Source organism: Mucilaginibacter sp. (assembly GCF_965225845.1).
In the GTDB taxonomy this organism is placed as follows: Bacteria; Bacteroidota; Bacteroidia; order Sphingobacteriales; family Sphingobacteriaceae; genus Mucilaginibacter.
In genome coordinates this window covers 731608-746844 of sequence record NZ_CBDDBL010000002.1, presented here as the reverse complement: position 1 = coordinate 746844, position 15237 = coordinate 731608, and the positions used below count along the sequence as shown (strand labels likewise).

At 40.5% G+C, this 15237-nt stretch carries 15 protein-coding genes; 9 read left to right on the top strand and 6 right to left on the bottom strand.

The annotated features are described in order from the left end of the window. Positions 1 to 53: 53 nt before the first annotated feature. The gene (locus ACYZ0U_RS07265) at positions 54 to 743 is read right to left on the bottom strand and encodes an NUDIX hydrolase (protein WP_461451346.1); all 690 of its coding nucleotides are present in this window, start codon (positions 741 to 743) and stop codon (positions 54 to 56) included. A 121-nt stretch (positions 744 to 864) separates the two neighbouring features. On the opposite strand from ACYZ0U_RS07265, the gene pfkA reads away from it, so the two are divergent. Genes pfkA through gap form a run of 3 tightly spaced genes read left to right on the top strand, consistent with a single transcriptional unit; the run spans position 865 to position 3702 of the window. Then, positions 865 to 1851: a 6-phosphofructokinase gene (gene pfkA, locus ACYZ0U_RS07260; RefSeq protein WP_461451344.1), complete on the top strand. Its 987-nt coding sequence runs from the start codon at positions 865 to 867 to the stop codon at positions 1849 to 1851. Continuing rightward, positions 1852 to 2700, top strand: coding sequence for a hypothetical protein (locus tag ACYZ0U_RS07255; protein ID WP_461451342.1), 849 nt, complete (start codon positions 1852 to 1854; stop codon positions 2698 to 2700). A 6-nt stretch (positions 2701 to 2706) separates the two neighbouring features. Further along, a complete protein-coding gene (gene gap / locus ACYZ0U_RS07250; RefSeq protein ID WP_461451340.1) occupies positions 2707 to 3702 on the top strand; it encodes a type I glyceraldehyde-3-phosphate dehydrogenase in 996 nt (331 codons plus the stop codon). Positions 3703 to 3755: 53 nt separating this feature from the next. On the opposite strand, the gene ACYZ0U_RS07245 is transcribed toward gap, so the two are convergent. Together ACYZ0U_RS07245 and ACYZ0U_RS07240 are read right to left on the bottom strand one after the other, a co-directional pair. Continuing rightward, complete coding sequence (locus ACYZ0U_RS07245; RefSeq protein WP_461451338.1) at positions 3756 to 4706, bottom strand: NADP-dependent oxidoreductase; 951 nt, start codon at positions 4704 to 4706, stop codon at positions 3756 to 3758. A gap of 154 nt (positions 4707 to 4860) precedes the next feature. Beyond that, positions 4861 to 5286, bottom strand: coding sequence for an ankyrin repeat domain-containing protein (locus ACYZ0U_RS07240; protein WP_461451336.1), 426 nt, complete (start codon positions 5284 to 5286; stop codon positions 4861 to 4863). Between the two features lie 544 nt (positions 5287 to 5830). On the opposite strand from ACYZ0U_RS07240, the gene ACYZ0U_RS07235 reads away from it, so the two are divergent. The 4 genes from ACYZ0U_RS07235 to ACYZ0U_RS07220 all read left to right on the top strand — a co-directional run bounded on the left by ACYZ0U_RS07235 (position 5831) and on the right by ACYZ0U_RS07220 (position 9505). After that, the gene (locus ACYZ0U_RS07235; RefSeq protein ID WP_461451334.1) at positions 5831 to 6445 is read left to right on the top strand and encodes a Crp/Fnr family transcriptional regulator; all 615 of its coding nucleotides are present in this window, start codon (positions 5831 to 5833) and stop codon (positions 6443 to 6445) included. An 81-nt stretch (positions 6446 to 6526) separates the two neighbouring features. Beyond that, positions 6527 to 7456, top strand: a complete 930-nt coding sequence (locus tag ACYZ0U_RS07230; protein ID WP_461451332.1) for an NAD-dependent epimerase/dehydratase family protein — start codon at positions 6527 to 6529, stop codon at positions 7454 to 7456. 138 nt (positions 7457 to 7594) lie between these two features. Continuing rightward, positions 7595 to 9295, top strand: coding sequence for a M3 family oligoendopeptidase (locus ACYZ0U_RS07225; protein ID WP_461451330.1), 1701 nt, complete (start codon positions 7595 to 7597; stop codon positions 9293 to 9295). An 87-nt stretch (positions 9296 to 9382) separates the two neighbouring features. Continuing rightward, a complete protein-coding gene (locus ACYZ0U_RS07220) occupies positions 9383 to 9505 on the top strand; it encodes a hypothetical protein (RefSeq protein WP_461451328.1) in 123 nt (40 codons plus the stop codon). Here ACYZ0U_RS07220 and ACYZ0U_RS07215 read toward each other — a convergent pair. Further along, positions 9502 to 10161: a phosphatase PAP2 family protein gene (locus ACYZ0U_RS07215; RefSeq protein WP_461451326.1), complete on the bottom strand. Its 660-nt coding sequence runs from the start codon at positions 10159 to 10161 to the stop codon at positions 9502 to 9504. The two genes, ACYZ0U_RS07220 and ACYZ0U_RS07215, sit on opposite strands and share 4 nt — an antisense overlap. Positions 10162 to 10241: 80 nt before the next feature. Between ACYZ0U_RS07215 and ACYZ0U_RS07210 the strand changes: the two genes are divergently transcribed. Both ACYZ0U_RS07210 and ACYZ0U_RS07205 read left to right on the top strand, forming a co-directional pair. Then, complete coding sequence (locus ACYZ0U_RS07210; RefSeq protein ID WP_461451324.1) at positions 10242 to 12134, top strand: amino acid permease; 1893 nt, start codon at positions 10242 to 10244, stop codon at positions 12132 to 12134. Continuing rightward, positions 12131 to 12385, top strand: a complete 255-nt coding sequence (locus ACYZ0U_RS07205) for a SemiSWEET transporter (protein ID WP_461451322.1) — start codon at positions 12131 to 12133, stop codon at positions 12383 to 12385. The genes ACYZ0U_RS07210 and ACYZ0U_RS07205 overlap by 4 nt, the downstream gene beginning before the upstream one ends. Here the strand turns inward: ACYZ0U_RS07205 and ACYZ0U_RS07200 are convergent, their stop codons facing one another. Together ACYZ0U_RS07200 and ACYZ0U_RS07195 are read right to left on the bottom strand one after the other, a co-directional pair. After that, positions 12386 to 13189: a phosphatase PAP2 family protein gene (locus ACYZ0U_RS07200; protein ID WP_461451320.1), complete on the bottom strand. Its 804-nt coding sequence runs from the start codon at positions 13187 to 13189 to the stop codon at positions 12386 to 12388. Positions 13190 to 13273: 84 nt separating this feature from the next. Then, positions 13274 to 15217, bottom strand: coding sequence for a KUP/HAK/KT family potassium transporter (locus ACYZ0U_RS07195; RefSeq protein ID WP_461451318.1), 1944 nt, complete (start codon positions 15215 to 15217; stop codon positions 13274 to 13276). Positions 15218 to 15237 lie beyond the last annotated feature (20 nt).

Sequence of the window (15237 nt, the reverse complement as noted above, 5' to 3'; positions counted from 1 at the left end):
TATTTTTAATATAAATATTAAGACCTGTTCTCTAGCCTTTAATCTGTGATTAACTAACTCGATATCTCATTCTGAAATATCTTCGAATATTTGCGCCTGTCGAATTTATAGAGCTTGGCAGCGCGGTACGAAACGCCTTTTTGCTTTTCAGGCAGCTCCTTTAAAAAGCCATAGCTAAGCATTTTTTTGCGGAAGTTGCGTTTATCTAATTTTTTATCCAATACAGCCTCGTACAATAATTGTAGTTGGGTAAGTGTAAATTTTTCAGGTAGCAGATCAAACGCTATAGGCTCATAATTAAGTTTAGCGCGGATCTTTTTAAAGGCCCGGTTAAAAATAATAGTATGGTCAAAAGCCAGTTTAGGCAACTCGTTAACCGGGTGCCAAAATGCTTTGCTGGCATATTGAGTTACAGGGCTCAATTCTTTTTGCCCTGTTATACGGATTAGCGCGAAGTAACCTATCGACACTACCCTACCCTGCGGATGGCGGTTTACATCACCAAAAGTATGGAACTGGCGTATAGAAATATCGCGCAGGCCGGTAAGCTCGTATAATATGCGTTCGGCAGCAGCATCAATACTTTCATCGTGCTCAACTATGTATCCCGGCAAGGCGAAGCTATCTTTAAATGGCTCTTCATTGCGCTCAATTAATAAAACCTTAAGTACCCCGGCATCAAAACCAAAAATCACGCAATCAATAGAAAATACGGAGTCGAAATGAGGAAGTTGTAAGTCCAAAAGCTGTTAAATTTTAAATAAAATTAAATATATAGGGATAATTTCTAAACCAAAAATAAAATAAAATTTAATTGTGTAATTTATACACACTATCTTCGTCGTACTAATTGGTTTTGTAAAGATGCATAAAATTTCAAAACTTGCGGTTCTCACTTCCGGCGGCGATGCCCCGGGCATGAACCCATGTATAAGAGCGGTGGTAAGAACAGCCATATATAATAACCTTGAGGTTGTTGGCGTGAGGCAGGGATATAAAGGGCTTATTGAAAACGATATGTACGATATGGCTCCGCGTTCGGTAAGTAACATACTTAGCCTGGGCGGAACAATATTAAAAACAGCCCGTTGTTTAGAGTTTCGTACCGATGAAGGTATGGAAACTGCTTACAAAAATTTAAAAGCTAAAGGCATTGATGCCTTAGTAGTGATTGGCGGCGACGGAACTTTTACAGGCGCGCTGCGTTTCTCCAGAAAATATCCTGACATTGCTGTAATGGGTGTTCCCGGCACTATTGATAATGACCTTTGCGGCACAACCTATACCTTAGGATTTGATACTGCTACAAATACCGTTATAGAAGCCATTGATAAAATACGAGATACTGCCGACGCGCATGACCGCTTATTCTTTATCGAGGTGATGGGCCGCGATTCAGGCGCTATAGCGTTGCGAGCAGGCATATCCTGCGGAGCAGAAGCCATTTTATTACCGGAAAAAGAAACCGCCATCAGCGATCTGATTGACGGCTTAAAGAATGGCCACACCAACAAAAAATCATCAAGTATTGTAATTGTTGCCGAAGGCGATAAGAATGGCGGTGTTTATGACATTGCCAAACGCGTTGAACACGAGGTAAAACATTACGATATTAAAGTAACTATATTAGGCCACCTGCAACGCGGCGGAAGCCCATCAAGTTTTGACCGTATTTTGGGCAGCAGGCTTGGCTTTGCGGCTGTAAATGCCTTAATTGCAGGCGAAACACAAAAAATGGTGGGTTTAGAAGCCAACCACATAGTACTAACCAGTTTAGAAAAAGCGTTGAATCAACAAGAGTTCAGGCTTGAATCGGACCTTTTACTGATGGCCGATATATTATCGATATAAATGATTGCAGTTGTATATAGCGGGTCGCATTATGCGCATTGGCGGTTGGCTGATAAAGGAAGAACTATTGCCTCTTTTAAAACCAATGGTATCAATCCGTATTTTAATGACGAAAAGCTGATACTGCAACTGCTGAATAAAAATATCAACCTCATCCATCACGCCGAGGAAATAAAACGCATTTACTTTTTTGGAGCCGGAGCCTCAACTGCCGACCTGAAGCAGGTGATCCAAAATGCTTTCTCTACCTTTTTTATAAATGGAAAAGTTAACGTTGAGCATGATATTACAGCGGCAGCCATAGCTTGTTGTAAAAACACGCCGGGCATTGTAAGCATTTGCGGCAGCGGATCAAACGCGGCCTGGTATGATGGCCGAAAGGTGAAACCAAACAATTATGGTTTGGGATATATTTTGGCTGATGAAGGATCGGGCAACTGGCTGGGCAGGCAACTAATTAAAAGCTTTATGAACGAGACCCTGCCCGAGCATTTAAGAAAAAAATTCGTACATAAGTATGATGCCGACAGAAGCAACCTTTTGGAGAAGGTTTACAGGCAAAAACAACCGGCACTTTTCTTAAGTTCTTTCAATGATTTTTACCTTGATAACAGGGATGATATTTATCTACAAAATGTAATAAAAAAAGGATTTAGCAAGCTAATAAACACATATTTATTACCTTTGCATCAGCAACATCCGGAAGCTTCCGTTCACTTTGCAGGCTCAGTGGCCGCCAACTTCCAGGAGCACCTCATAGAAGTGGCTGCCAATTCAAAACTAACCATCGGAAACATAATTAAAGAACCTATAAATAATTTACTAACGTACTATTCTAACAAAAATTAAAAAATCATGAAAATAGGAATTAACGGCTTTGGCCGTATCGGTCGTTTAGCTTTTAGGGCTGCAATTGAAAGACCAGACATTCAAATTGTAGGTATCAACGACCTTGTTGAGCCTGATTACATGGCTTACATGTTGAAATACGATTCAACTCACGGTCAGTTTAAAGGTACTATCGCTGTTGAAGGCGGTAACCTGGTAGTAAATGGCCAAACCATCCGCGTAACTGCGGAAAAAGATCCGGCTAACCTTAAATGGAACGAAGTAGGTGCTGAGGTTGTCATCGAATCCACCGGTTTATTCTTAACCCAGGAAACTGCTCAAAAACATATTGATGCAGGTGCTAAAAAAGTTGTAATGAGCGCGCCAGCTAAGGACGATACCCCTACTTTTGTAATGGGCGTTAATCACAAACAATTAAAAGCTGATCAAACCATCGTTTCAAACGCTTCATGTACCACCAACTGTTTAGCGCCAATTGCTAAAGTGTTGAATGATAAATTTGGTATTGAAGAAGGTTTAATGAGCACCATCCACGCGGTTACCGCGACTCAAAAAACAGTCGACGGCCCATCGGCTAAAGATTGGAGAGGCGGCCGTGGCGCTTACCAAAACATTATCCCTTCATCAACCGGTGCTGCTAAAGCTGTAGGTTTAGTTTTACCTGAGTTAAAAGGTAAATTAACCGGTATGTCTTTCCGCGTACCAGTTGCCGACGTATCTGTAGTTGACTTAACCGTACGTTTAAAAACTCCTGCTACTTACGAGCAAGTTAAAACTGCAATGAAAGAAGCTTCTGAAGGTGACATGAAAGGTATCCTCGGTTACACTGAAGATGAAGTTGTATCTGAAGATTTTAAAGGTGATGCACGTACATCAATATTTGATGCGAAAGCAGGTATTGCTTTGAATGATAACTTTGTTAAAGTGGTATCATGGTATGATAATGAGTGGGGTTATTCAAACAAACTGATTGACCTGGTACAGGTTATCGGTAAGTTATAATCTTAACTTAAATATATTTAAGAAGCCCCCGATCATATCGGGGGCTTCTTGTTTTAATTTGCCGAAGCGATCAATACAATTTTACCGTGTGTATGGTGCTTTTCGAGTTCCTGATAAGCTTCCTTAACATGTTTGAGCGGATAAGTTTTGGCAACGGGTATTTCCAGTTCACCATCATTTACCATTTGAGCTAATTCACTTAATACTTCTGCTGTAGATGCGGCAGCGCTACCTTCAGCCTTAATTTTATATTTTTCAACAGCTTCAAAATCAATAATGGTATTTATCCTGTCAGCAGGAATACCCATTTGTACGGCTATGTCCACATAGCCCTTACCTGCTGTATCAATAAATGCGTCCGCTTTAGCACCGTTCAGGGCTGTCTTTAAATTCTGTTCAATATTCCCCTCGTAATTAACAGGAACAATTCCGTGTTTTTTCAACCATTCATGGTTGTGCTCACTGGCAATTCCAATTACTTTCGCGCCTTGCTTTTTCGCTATCTGTACTGCTAATGAACCTACTCCTCCAGCGGCACCTGATATAATAACAGTATCGCCGGCTTTTAAATTTACTGCCCTTACAGCTGCATAAGCGGTTGTTCCTGCAACAAATAATCCGCCGGCCTGCTCCCATGACACTTTTGGCGGGCGTGGCACTAATTGATCTGCTTTAACAACCACATATTCTGCCTGGCTGTTACGGTTGTTGCTGAAGCCGATAACTTCGTCGCCAGCTTTAAAATCAGTTATACCATCTCCGGTAGTTTCAACTATACCTGCAAAGTCGGTACCCTGTCCGGATGGAAAAGTTGACGGGAATTGCTGTTGCAACTTACCTTCCCTTATTGATGCTTCGCCAGGATTAATGCCTGCGGTTTTTACTTTTACCAAAACTTCACCTGCTTTGGGTGATGGTATTGGTAACGATACAATATTTAATACATCAATATGGCCAAAGTGGTCATATTGTACTGCGTGATTCTTGCTGTTATCTGTACTCATGGTTAAATAAATTTAGTATAATTTAAACCATGTAGCAGTAAGATTGTTCGGTGAAATATGAATTAAGACCTGAATTGTAATAATTATCAACAAAAAAGCCGGTATTCAAAAATGAATACCGGCTCTATATAACTTAAAAAATTAACAGTAATTATTAGCTGTTTGAATTTAGTAAATTCAATATATCTGCATTAGAAGCTTGTTTAGCAATATCTAAGGCTGTCATGTGTTTCTTATCAGTAATACTAACATTGGCGCCACGGTTAACAAGGAATTTTACCAACTCTAAATTATTTGTATTTACGGCTTCAATTAACGCAGTATTACCCGCTTTGTCTTTCATATCAATCTTAGCATCTAATTCCAATAAAAGTTTAGCAACGCGTAACTGGCCGTTTTCAACAGCAACAATAAGTGGTGTTTCGCCCTGGGCGTTGCGGGCATTGATGTTAGCGCCATTGGCTAATAAAAAACGGATACCAGGGATATCATTCGTTTGTACAGCTGTAAAAATGTTTTGAGCAAAAATTGGTAATGCGAACAATGTAAATACACTTAACAGGATAACTTTCTTTTTCATTTGTCTTTTTAATATTTAATAATGAGGGTGTTAAAATATTTTATTTGGCAATATTAACGAAAAGAATGTAACAGGGGTTTTTATTGTTTTTTTGATCCTATAACTGTTCAGACATGGTTTTTCGTTGTACGAAATAGGTTATTCGCTATATAAACTAGGCTATTTCTGTCTAAACCTAATAAATCAAACCATGTGTAATTTAAACACTAAGTAATATTTAATCATAAGTTAGATTTTAAATTTTAAATTCTAATTTTCGCATGACAGTTCCATTACATTTCAGAGCTGATTGGAATGAAAATACCTGATGATATAAATACGCTAAATCTGTTTACTAAAACATTATCATAAATTACGGTGAAAATTTGTCTTAAATTTATCGCCGTTCACCGTGTTCATTATTTCCTGTTTAGAAAATATGCATAAAATGAACAACCTTATAAAACGACGATATAACTAACTGATTATAAATAAAAAAAGCGTTCAAATATTCAATTGCAAAGCTGATTCTAGGCACAACACAATTAAATAACCATATTTGTATATGGATACCGCCACAGCATTAACTATCTTCAGGAACGCTATAATTCAATACGTTGAATTTAATGACGAAGAATGGCAGGAATTCATCAAGCACCTAACGTTCACCAAACTAAAAAAGAAACAGCATTTTGCTACCGCAGATACCGTTTGCGACAAAATTGGCTTTGTAGTTACCGGCTCGGTTCGTTATTATCATATTGTTAATGGCGAGGATATCACCAACTATTTCAGCTTTGAGGAAGACTTTGCCAGCTCTTATAAAAGCTTCACAACCCAAACGCTAACCATTACCTATATCCAGGCGTTGGAAGAAACCCGGCTGATCAACATTACTTATAAAGCCTGGCATCAGATGCTGGCCCATCCACTCCTGGCTTATAAAATGGAACGTTTCGGCAGGCTCATTGCCGAGCATTATTTATGCTGCACCGAGGACAGAATGAATTCATTCGTGACTCAATCGCCGGAAGAAAGATACCTTCAATTACTACAAACACAAAACGGCAAGGACATTATACATCGCATGCCGCAACATTACATAGCTAATTTCCTGGGTATTACGCCGGTTTCGTTGTCGCGGATACGCAAGCGTATCCTGGAACCTATAGCAAAATAACTCACCCTCAATTTCTTATCTTTTGTTAACGTTTTGACTATCAATAGTGGGATACCTTTGTTATAACAAAACGAAAAGATCATGCATACGATATTAGGAGCCGGCGGACCGGTAGCAAACGCGCTAACACAAGAGTTATTAAACCATAACGAAACCATTAGGCTGGCAAGTCGCAGGCCTGTAAAAATAACCGGTAAAAAACTCACATGGCAAAAAACCGACTTGTTAAATTATAATGAGGTTTTGGAAGCCACTAAAGGCTCAACAGTTATCTATTTATGTGCGGGCCTGGTTTACGATGCTAAAATATGGGCACAGCAATGGCCTGTTATCATCCAAAATGTTATCAATGCAACAAAGGCTGCTAATGCCCGCTTGATATTTTTTGATAATGTTTACATGTATGGCTTGGTTAAAGGACCAATGACCGAGGAAACGCCCTACAAACCCGTTAGCGAAAAAGGAAAGATCCGCGCAAAAATAGCCGACCACTTAATGGCTGAAGTAAAAGCCGGGAATATACAAGCCAGCATTTTACGCGCACCTGATTTTTACGGTACCGATTCCCAAAATAGCACCTTTGATATGATGCTGCTCGACAAATATGCGCACAAGCAAACTGCACAATGGGTTGGCGACCCGAGGATGTTGCACAACTATACTTATATACCTGATTGCGGTAAAGCAATATTCCTGTTAGGCCAAAACCCGCAAAGCGATAACCAAATATGGCACGCCCCTACCGCTGCCCCGATCACAGGAAAAGAATTCATCAATTTGGCTGCAAATATTTACCAGGTAAAACCAAAATATATGCGCATTAATAAATTTATGCTGTGGGTATTTGGGCTATTCAATAAGGTGGTAGCAGGTGTTGTAGAAATGTATTACCAGTACGACCACGACTATAATTTCAACTCTGATAAGTTTGAAAAAGCATTTAATTTTAAGCCAACAACTTATGAGGATGGGATCAGGCACATGTCTAAAACTTTGTATAAAGCTGGATAGTTCCCTGTGCGGACACAGAAATCATTATCAGTTATTTGTGTCCTCACAAACAACGTACAATAAAGTATAAAATCTGTTTATCATATTTGGCTCTTGGTCATTAATCTGCATATTTGCACATCTGCATATTATAAAACCATGATCCACAAAAAAACAAGAACATATATCCCTGCCGACCTTGATATGAAATGGGAAGCACTGGAACCACTTTTTAAAGAACTTTGCGACCGCCCCATCAATTCTGCCGAAGAATTAGAGCATTGGTTAAAAGACCGCAGCGAACTGGAGGCAGCTATTGAAGAAGATTTTGCCTGGCGCTATATCCGCATGACCTGTGATACTGCTAACGAGGAATTACTTGAAAAATTTCAATATTTCGCTACTGAGATCGAACCAAAGATCGCACCTTACAGCAATGAGCTAAACAAAAAGCTGGTTGCCAGTCCATACGTTGACGAGTTAGATGAAGAGAAGTTTTTCATCTACCTGCGTGGCGTAAAAAAATCATTGGAATTGTTCAGGGAAGAAAATATCCCAATCCAAACAGAGATCCAGGTTGAGCAGCAAAAATACCAGGGCATCAGCGGAGCATTATCGGTAGAGATAGATGGCAAGGAATTTACCTTGGAGCAAGCTGCAGTTTTCTTAAAAGGTACCGACCGCGCCAAACGCCGGGAAGTTTGGGAAAAGATAACGATCCGCCGCCTGCAGGATAAGGATAAATTAAACGAACTGTTCGATCACCTGCGTGTGCTTCGCCATAAAGTGGCTTTGAATGCTGGCTTCGAGAATTTCCGCGACTATATGTTCCAGGCATTGGGCCGGTTTGATTATACGCCACAGGATTGCTATGCTTTTCATGAAGCGATTGAAAAGGAGATCGTACCTATATTGAAAGAACAAGCTGACAAACGCAAAGCAGCTTTAGGTTTAGATACACTTCGCCCATGGGACCTTGATGTTGATGTATCAGGCAAACCTGCTTTAAAACCATTTAACAGCGGCGCGGAGTTGATCGAAAAATCTATCCAGTGTTTCCGTAATATCAATAGCTATTTGGGTGAGCGCTTGGAAATAATGAAGGATAATGGTTTGTTCGATGTGGAAAGCCGCAAAGGCAAGGCACCGGGTGGTTACAACTATCCCTTGTCGGAAACCGGCGCGCCATTTATCTTTATGAATTCGGCTAATACCTTCCGCGATCTGACTACGATGGTTCACGAAGGTGGCCATGCCGTTCATACATTCCTTACTGCTGATTTAGAACTAAACGACTTTAAACACTGCCCATCTGAAGTTGCCGAATTGGCATCCATGAGCATGGAGCTGATCTCGATGGATAACTGGAATGTTTATTTTGATAATGAAGAAGATCTGAAACGCGCCAAACGCGATCAATTGTTTGACGTATTAAAAACATTGCCGTGGGTGGCCGTGGTCGACCAATTTCAGCATTGGATATACACCAACCCTGATCATACTGATGCCGAACGTACTGAAGCCTGGATCAAAATATATGAGCCATTCGGTGCAGGTTTTGCGGATTGGAGCGGTTTGGAGGAAGCCGAAGCTAACCTATGGCAAAAACAACTGCATATTTTTGAAGTGCCGTTCTATTACATAGAGTACGGCATGGCCCAGTTAGGCGCTATCGCGGTATGGAAAAATTACAACGAAAACCCTGAAAAAGGATTGCAACAATACCTGGATGCCTTAAAATTAGGCTATACCAAAACTATAAAGGAAATTTACGAAACCGCCGGTATCAAATTTGATTTTAGCGCGGGTTATGTAAAAGAACTCGCCGAATTTGTGAAAGGCGAAATGGATAAATTATAAAAATAAAAAGGAGCTCAAATGTGAGCTCCTTTTTATTTTTATAAGGATATTAGTAAAACATAATTTCAAATTAACAGTAGTAACTATATGGGATCATTCGGAATATCACAGGCACTGATCTACATCGGCGGGATCATTTTTATACTGGCTACCGTTTACATGGCAATCAACCGTAAAAAGAAATATGATGATGAGGATATTACTGATTAATTTTTGCTGATCAGCCCCCTATCCCACTTCGGAGAGTTCAGAAATTTAGCGTTTGCCAGCCATGTAATTAAGCAAACCGTTGTAATTACACCTAATACTGATCCTGCTGTCACATCCTCAAAAAAATGTTCGCTTAAATACATACGTGAATAGCCCACGCACATCGCCAAAAGCAATAGCGGGAACCCAAAAAATTTATTTCTGCACCAATAGGTAATTAAAACAGCAGTTGTAAATGCAGTGGTTGTGTGGCCCGATGGAAAGCTGTGCAGCATCAGCATATCTACCCCCTTTACAAAATGAATATGCGCTAACTGGCTTTGAAAATAAAGTTTAGGCCTTGGGGCATCAAAAACATGTTTCACAATTTGCGCTACAAGCGCACTGATGGTATTTAATAACAGCATTAAAAAGGCTTTGGAGTAGCTAAATATCACCAATATGGCCGACAATACTATCACCGTCCAGAAGTTGCCCAGGTCGGTTAAATACGGTGCTATAAAATCACCAAAGGAAAAATTACGGGTGTTAACTGCGAAGTAGATTTCCTCGCGTGAAAATGTGATTTTTATAAGCAAGCATACGATCAAAACAACCAGATAAGGCACAAAAAACCACCTTATTTTATACAATACATCTTTTATGCCTATATTCATGGGTGCAAAATAAGCATATACTTATTGCCTGCAAAAAAATGATTATGTTTGAAACCATTGACCGAACCCATATTTAATTTATGTCGAATAGTATATTCCGTAAAAAATCAATCGATAAAATAATGGCCGATGTGGCCAGCGGCCTTAGCGACAGCGAACATTCAGGCAATCACCTTACCAAAGCATTAAACGTAAAAGATCTTACCCTGATGGGTATAGCCGCCGTAGTTGGCGCAGGTATTTTCTCAACCATCGGCGAAGCCTCATTTGATGGGGGCCCCGGAGTTACTATATTATTTGTCATCACAGCTATTACCTGCGGATTTTCAGCGCTTTGCTACGCTGAATTTGCTTCGCGTATACCGGTTGCGGGTAGCGCGTATACTTATGCCTATGCTTCTTTTGGCGAATTGATCGCCTGGATCATCGGATGGGATCTGTTAATGGAATACGCGATAGGCAACATAGCTGTAGCGATATCATGGAGCACCTATTTTGTAAATTTGCTGGAGCTTTGCCATATCCATATGCCCAAGTACCTGATAACAGATTACTTTTCGGCATTTACGGCGCATACCCAAATGGTGAAACTAACCGCTGCCCATAATTTAGCTGCAATAACTGATGATATAAAAGCAGGTGCAATGGCCTGGAATACTGCTCCCGGCATTGGCGGCTTTAAACTGATAGCCAATACCCCTGCCCTGCTTATCGTAATTATTATTACCTACCTGGTTTATATCGGTATCCGCGAAACTAAAAGGGCAACAAACGGCATGGTTATCTTAAAAATAGCTATTGTATTAGCCGTTATCGCTATTGGATTCTTCTATATCACACCTGCCAACTGGCACCCTTTTATGCCGAACGGCTTTAGCGGGGTGATGAAAGGTGTTTCCGGCGTATTCTTTGCTTATATTGGCTTTGATGCTATATCAACCACTGCCGAAGAATGTGAAAACCCGCAGCGTGACCTGCCTCGCGGGATGATCTATTCATTAATTATTTGCACTGTTCTATACGTGCTAATTGCCCTTGTATTAACCGGAATGGTGAGCTACAAGGATTTGGCCGTAGGCGATCCATTAGCTTATGTGTTTAATAAGGTACATTTACCGGGCATTGGTGGCGTTATATCGTTTAGCGCTGTTATTGCAACAGCGAGTGTACTGCTGATCTTCCAGCTTGGGCAGCCGCGTATATGGATGAGCATGAGCCGGGATGGTTTGTTGCCTAAGGTATTTTCACGCATCCACCCTAAGTTTCATACGCCGTCATTCGCGACAATTGTTACCGGCTTTGTGGTGGCGATACCGGCACTATTCATGAATTTAACCGAGGTAACCGACTTAACAAGTATAGGCACACTGTTTGCCTTCGTGCTGGTTTGCGGTGGTGTATTGTTGATTCCGCGCGAAGCAGCTGTGGCAGGAAAATTTCACCTGCCATACATCAACGCTAAGTTTATTGCACCGGTACTGTTTATTATCGGGACGATATTTTTTTGGAAACCGATGATCGCCTTGTTCTCAGGTGATAATGCACATGAAAATTTTCCATTCTTCCTGTTCATCATATTATCTGCGGCGCTTACGGTATTAGCATTCGTTAAAAACCTTTCACTAATACCCGTTTTAGGGCTTTTAAGCTGCTTTTATTTAATGACACAGCTTGGTTACGATAACTGGATACGTTTCCTTGGATGGCTTGTTATTGGGCTGGTAATATACGTTAGCTATGGATACACTCATAGTTCCTTAGGCAAAGAAGCCTCACCTGCCCATACAACATCGCTGCGGTTTGGCGCTGTAGCGGGTGTATTATCAATTATCGCTGTTAGCGTATTAATGCCCGACCATAGTACCCTAGTATTAATTTTAGATGGGATTGTTGCCGGATGTTTAGGCTTTTTGGCAGCATACTTAATCGCATCCTCTTACTTTATATTAGTTAAGAAAAGCAAAACAACATGAACATGGTAACCATCATCGGATATTTGGCGGCCTTCGGCACTACTGTTTCGTTTTTACCACAGGCTGTTAAAACTATCCGCACCAAAGATACCTCCGGCATATCATTACCCATGTATTGCTTTTTTACTGCGGGAACTTTGCTTTGGATGATATACGGTATAATGGAACCCAGCTTGCCTGTAGCCGTAGCCAATACCATTACGCTGATATTTGCCAGTGTGATATTGATCTACAAATTAAAATACAAGTAGTTAAAACTGCGCTGCAAACGATAAGCCCGGCGCGCCGTTTTGATACGTAGGCATTACCATGGTACTTTTTCCACCTTTGCCTTTGTGCGTTAGCTTATTACGCAGGTATGGATAAACAAGGTAAGCCGCTTTGGTTGACAGCACACCAAATCCCGCTCCGGCAACAACATCACTAAACCAATGGTCGCGATTATACATTCTAAAAACACCGGTGGTAACAGCAATCGTATAACCAATAACCGTATAGATTGGTGATTTTTCTGAATATTCCTGCGCCAAAAACTCAGCGCTTAGAAAAGCGGTACCGGTGTGCGCAGATGGAAAAGATAAATTATCTGCCTTGTTTGGCCTTAAGCGATGTGTTGCGTATTTGGTAACATAGCCTGAAATTCCAAATATGCCTGCAGATAAGCCGAGCAATGCGGTTTGATCAATAAATGTATTTTTTCCGGCAACACCCGCGAAATCAAGCCCGTAAACCATAGCTATAGGAGCAAATTCAAAATAACTCTCTGCTGTACTATGGAAGTTGGGATTAGTTTTTTGTGTTTCGCTGTAGATGAAATAATCGACGCGGCGAATTGGGTGAACCACAAATGATAAAGCTCCATAAGTTATGGCAACTGCTGGTGGAATAAACGATAACGGATTGCTATGCAACTTTTTAACACTATCAGGAGCTGTAAAAAGATCTTTTTTAATCGTATCCCCAATGTTTTTTTTAGTGGTGTCCGGGAATATTTTCACCTGCCCACTGGCTGAAAAATACGTAAAACAAAATAAGGCGAGTATAATCTTTTTCAAAAACGGTAGAGTTAATGATACTAATATCACTCAAAAATCTGTAGTAAAATTGAATTGTTAATATTAACTTAACACAGTTGCTTTCTATTTGATACGGTCAAGTTCAACAGTTTCCGGCGACGCCAGCATTAAAGGTACCTTTTCGACAGTAACAAAACTCAAATCAAGGCCAAACCCCCGTTCTTCTGATAAGCTTAGTTTTTTAAGTACAGAATAATAAGCCATCAAGGCGCTTTCATAAAGCGATAAATTATGCGACTTTGAAATAACCTTCTCTATCACTACAAAACGAAAATCACCTACTATTTTGTGCTTGTTTAACGAAGTATATTTACTGGTGATGTCAACTTCGCCATTTTTAACCAGCTCTTCTACAACTTTCCTAAATAACAGGCTTATTTGTTGTTCCACCCTAAACCCAAGTTTAAAATCAACCCTGATGAGTTTATTCGGCACTAAAAAATCAACTTCATATTCACGTTTATAGGGTTCATCCACTACATCAACGTGTACCAGCCAATAAACGTCGGCACGCTTGGGTTGCTTTTGCAGTATGGAGTAAATGATCTTTGATTCAATTTCCGAATCAAAATTAGCGTTGGTCAGGTAAACCAGTTGAGATGCATATTTAGGTACGCTTTCATCATCGCTAAGTTCTTTAATAATACCGAAATAATCCTCAATATCAATAAATTTAACGTAACGGTTACGTATTCTGCGTGCCGAGAACCAGGTCCACATTACTGAAAACAATATGGTACCAACACTTAGCGTAAACCAGCCGCCATGTACAAATTTAAATAGGTTACTGGCTAAAAAAGTAGTTTCAATAGTGATGTAAACAGCCAAGAACATGTTTACCACCCAATCCGGGTATTTCCTTTTTCTCAGGAACTTTGATACTAAAATGGTAGTCATCAACATGGCAACGGTGATGCTTAGGCCATAAGCCGCCTGCATCCTGTCGGAATGCTTAAATAATAATACCACTCCCATACAGCCGGCGCAAAGCAGCCAGTTAACACTTGGTACATACAGCTGCCCTTTTTGATCTGACGGGTAATTTATCCTCACTTTTGGCCATAAATTAAGTCGTACCGCTTCAGCTATCAATGTAAATGATCCGGAAATAAGCGCCTGGCTGGCAATAATTGCAGCTATGGTGGCTATGCCTATGCCAAAGATCAGGAACCATCCCGGCATCATCTGGTAAAACGGGTTTAATTTATTCAGGTCCATTACCTGCCCGTTATGTTGTAAAAGCCATACCGCCTGCCCTAAATAATTCAATATAAGGCACGCTTTAACAAACATCCAACTGGTGCGGATATTTGACCGGCCGCAGTGTCCAAGATCAGAGTACAGGGCTTCGGCACCTGTGGTACATAAAAACACTGCACCTAAAATTACAAAGGCATGCGGTTCCGTTATCAGCAAATCAATCCCATAATAAGGATTAATAGCTTTAAATATCTCGGGCATTTGTATAATATAACTTACGCCCAATACCCCCATCATGCTAAACCATACAAACATAATTGGCCCAAATGCTTTTCCAACCAGCGAAGTACCAAACTTTTGAATAAGAAAAAGTGCTCCTAAAATGACGATTACAATAGGTATCGTATGTATATGCGGGTAAAGTGGTTCAAGTCCTTCAACAGCCGATGAAATGGAAATTGGCGGGGTAATGATACCATCGGCCAGCAAAGCGCAGCCACCCACAACTGCCGGTATAATTAACCATTTAGCTTTGCGCCTTACCAGCGAAAATAATGAGAATATGCCGCCTTCGCCTTTATTATCAGCTTGCAGGGTGATCAATACATATTTTATAGTGGTTTGTAATGTAAGCGTCCAAATGACGAGGGATACACCGCCCAGTACCAGGGTTTCAGATATTTTTTGCGCCCCAACTATGGCTGAAAACACATACAAAGGGGAAGTTCCGATATCGCCGTAAATAATTCCTAAACTTATGAGCAGCCCGGCAGCTGACAGTTTTTGCAGATCTTTATGACTGGACACAGATATAAATTAAATTGTAA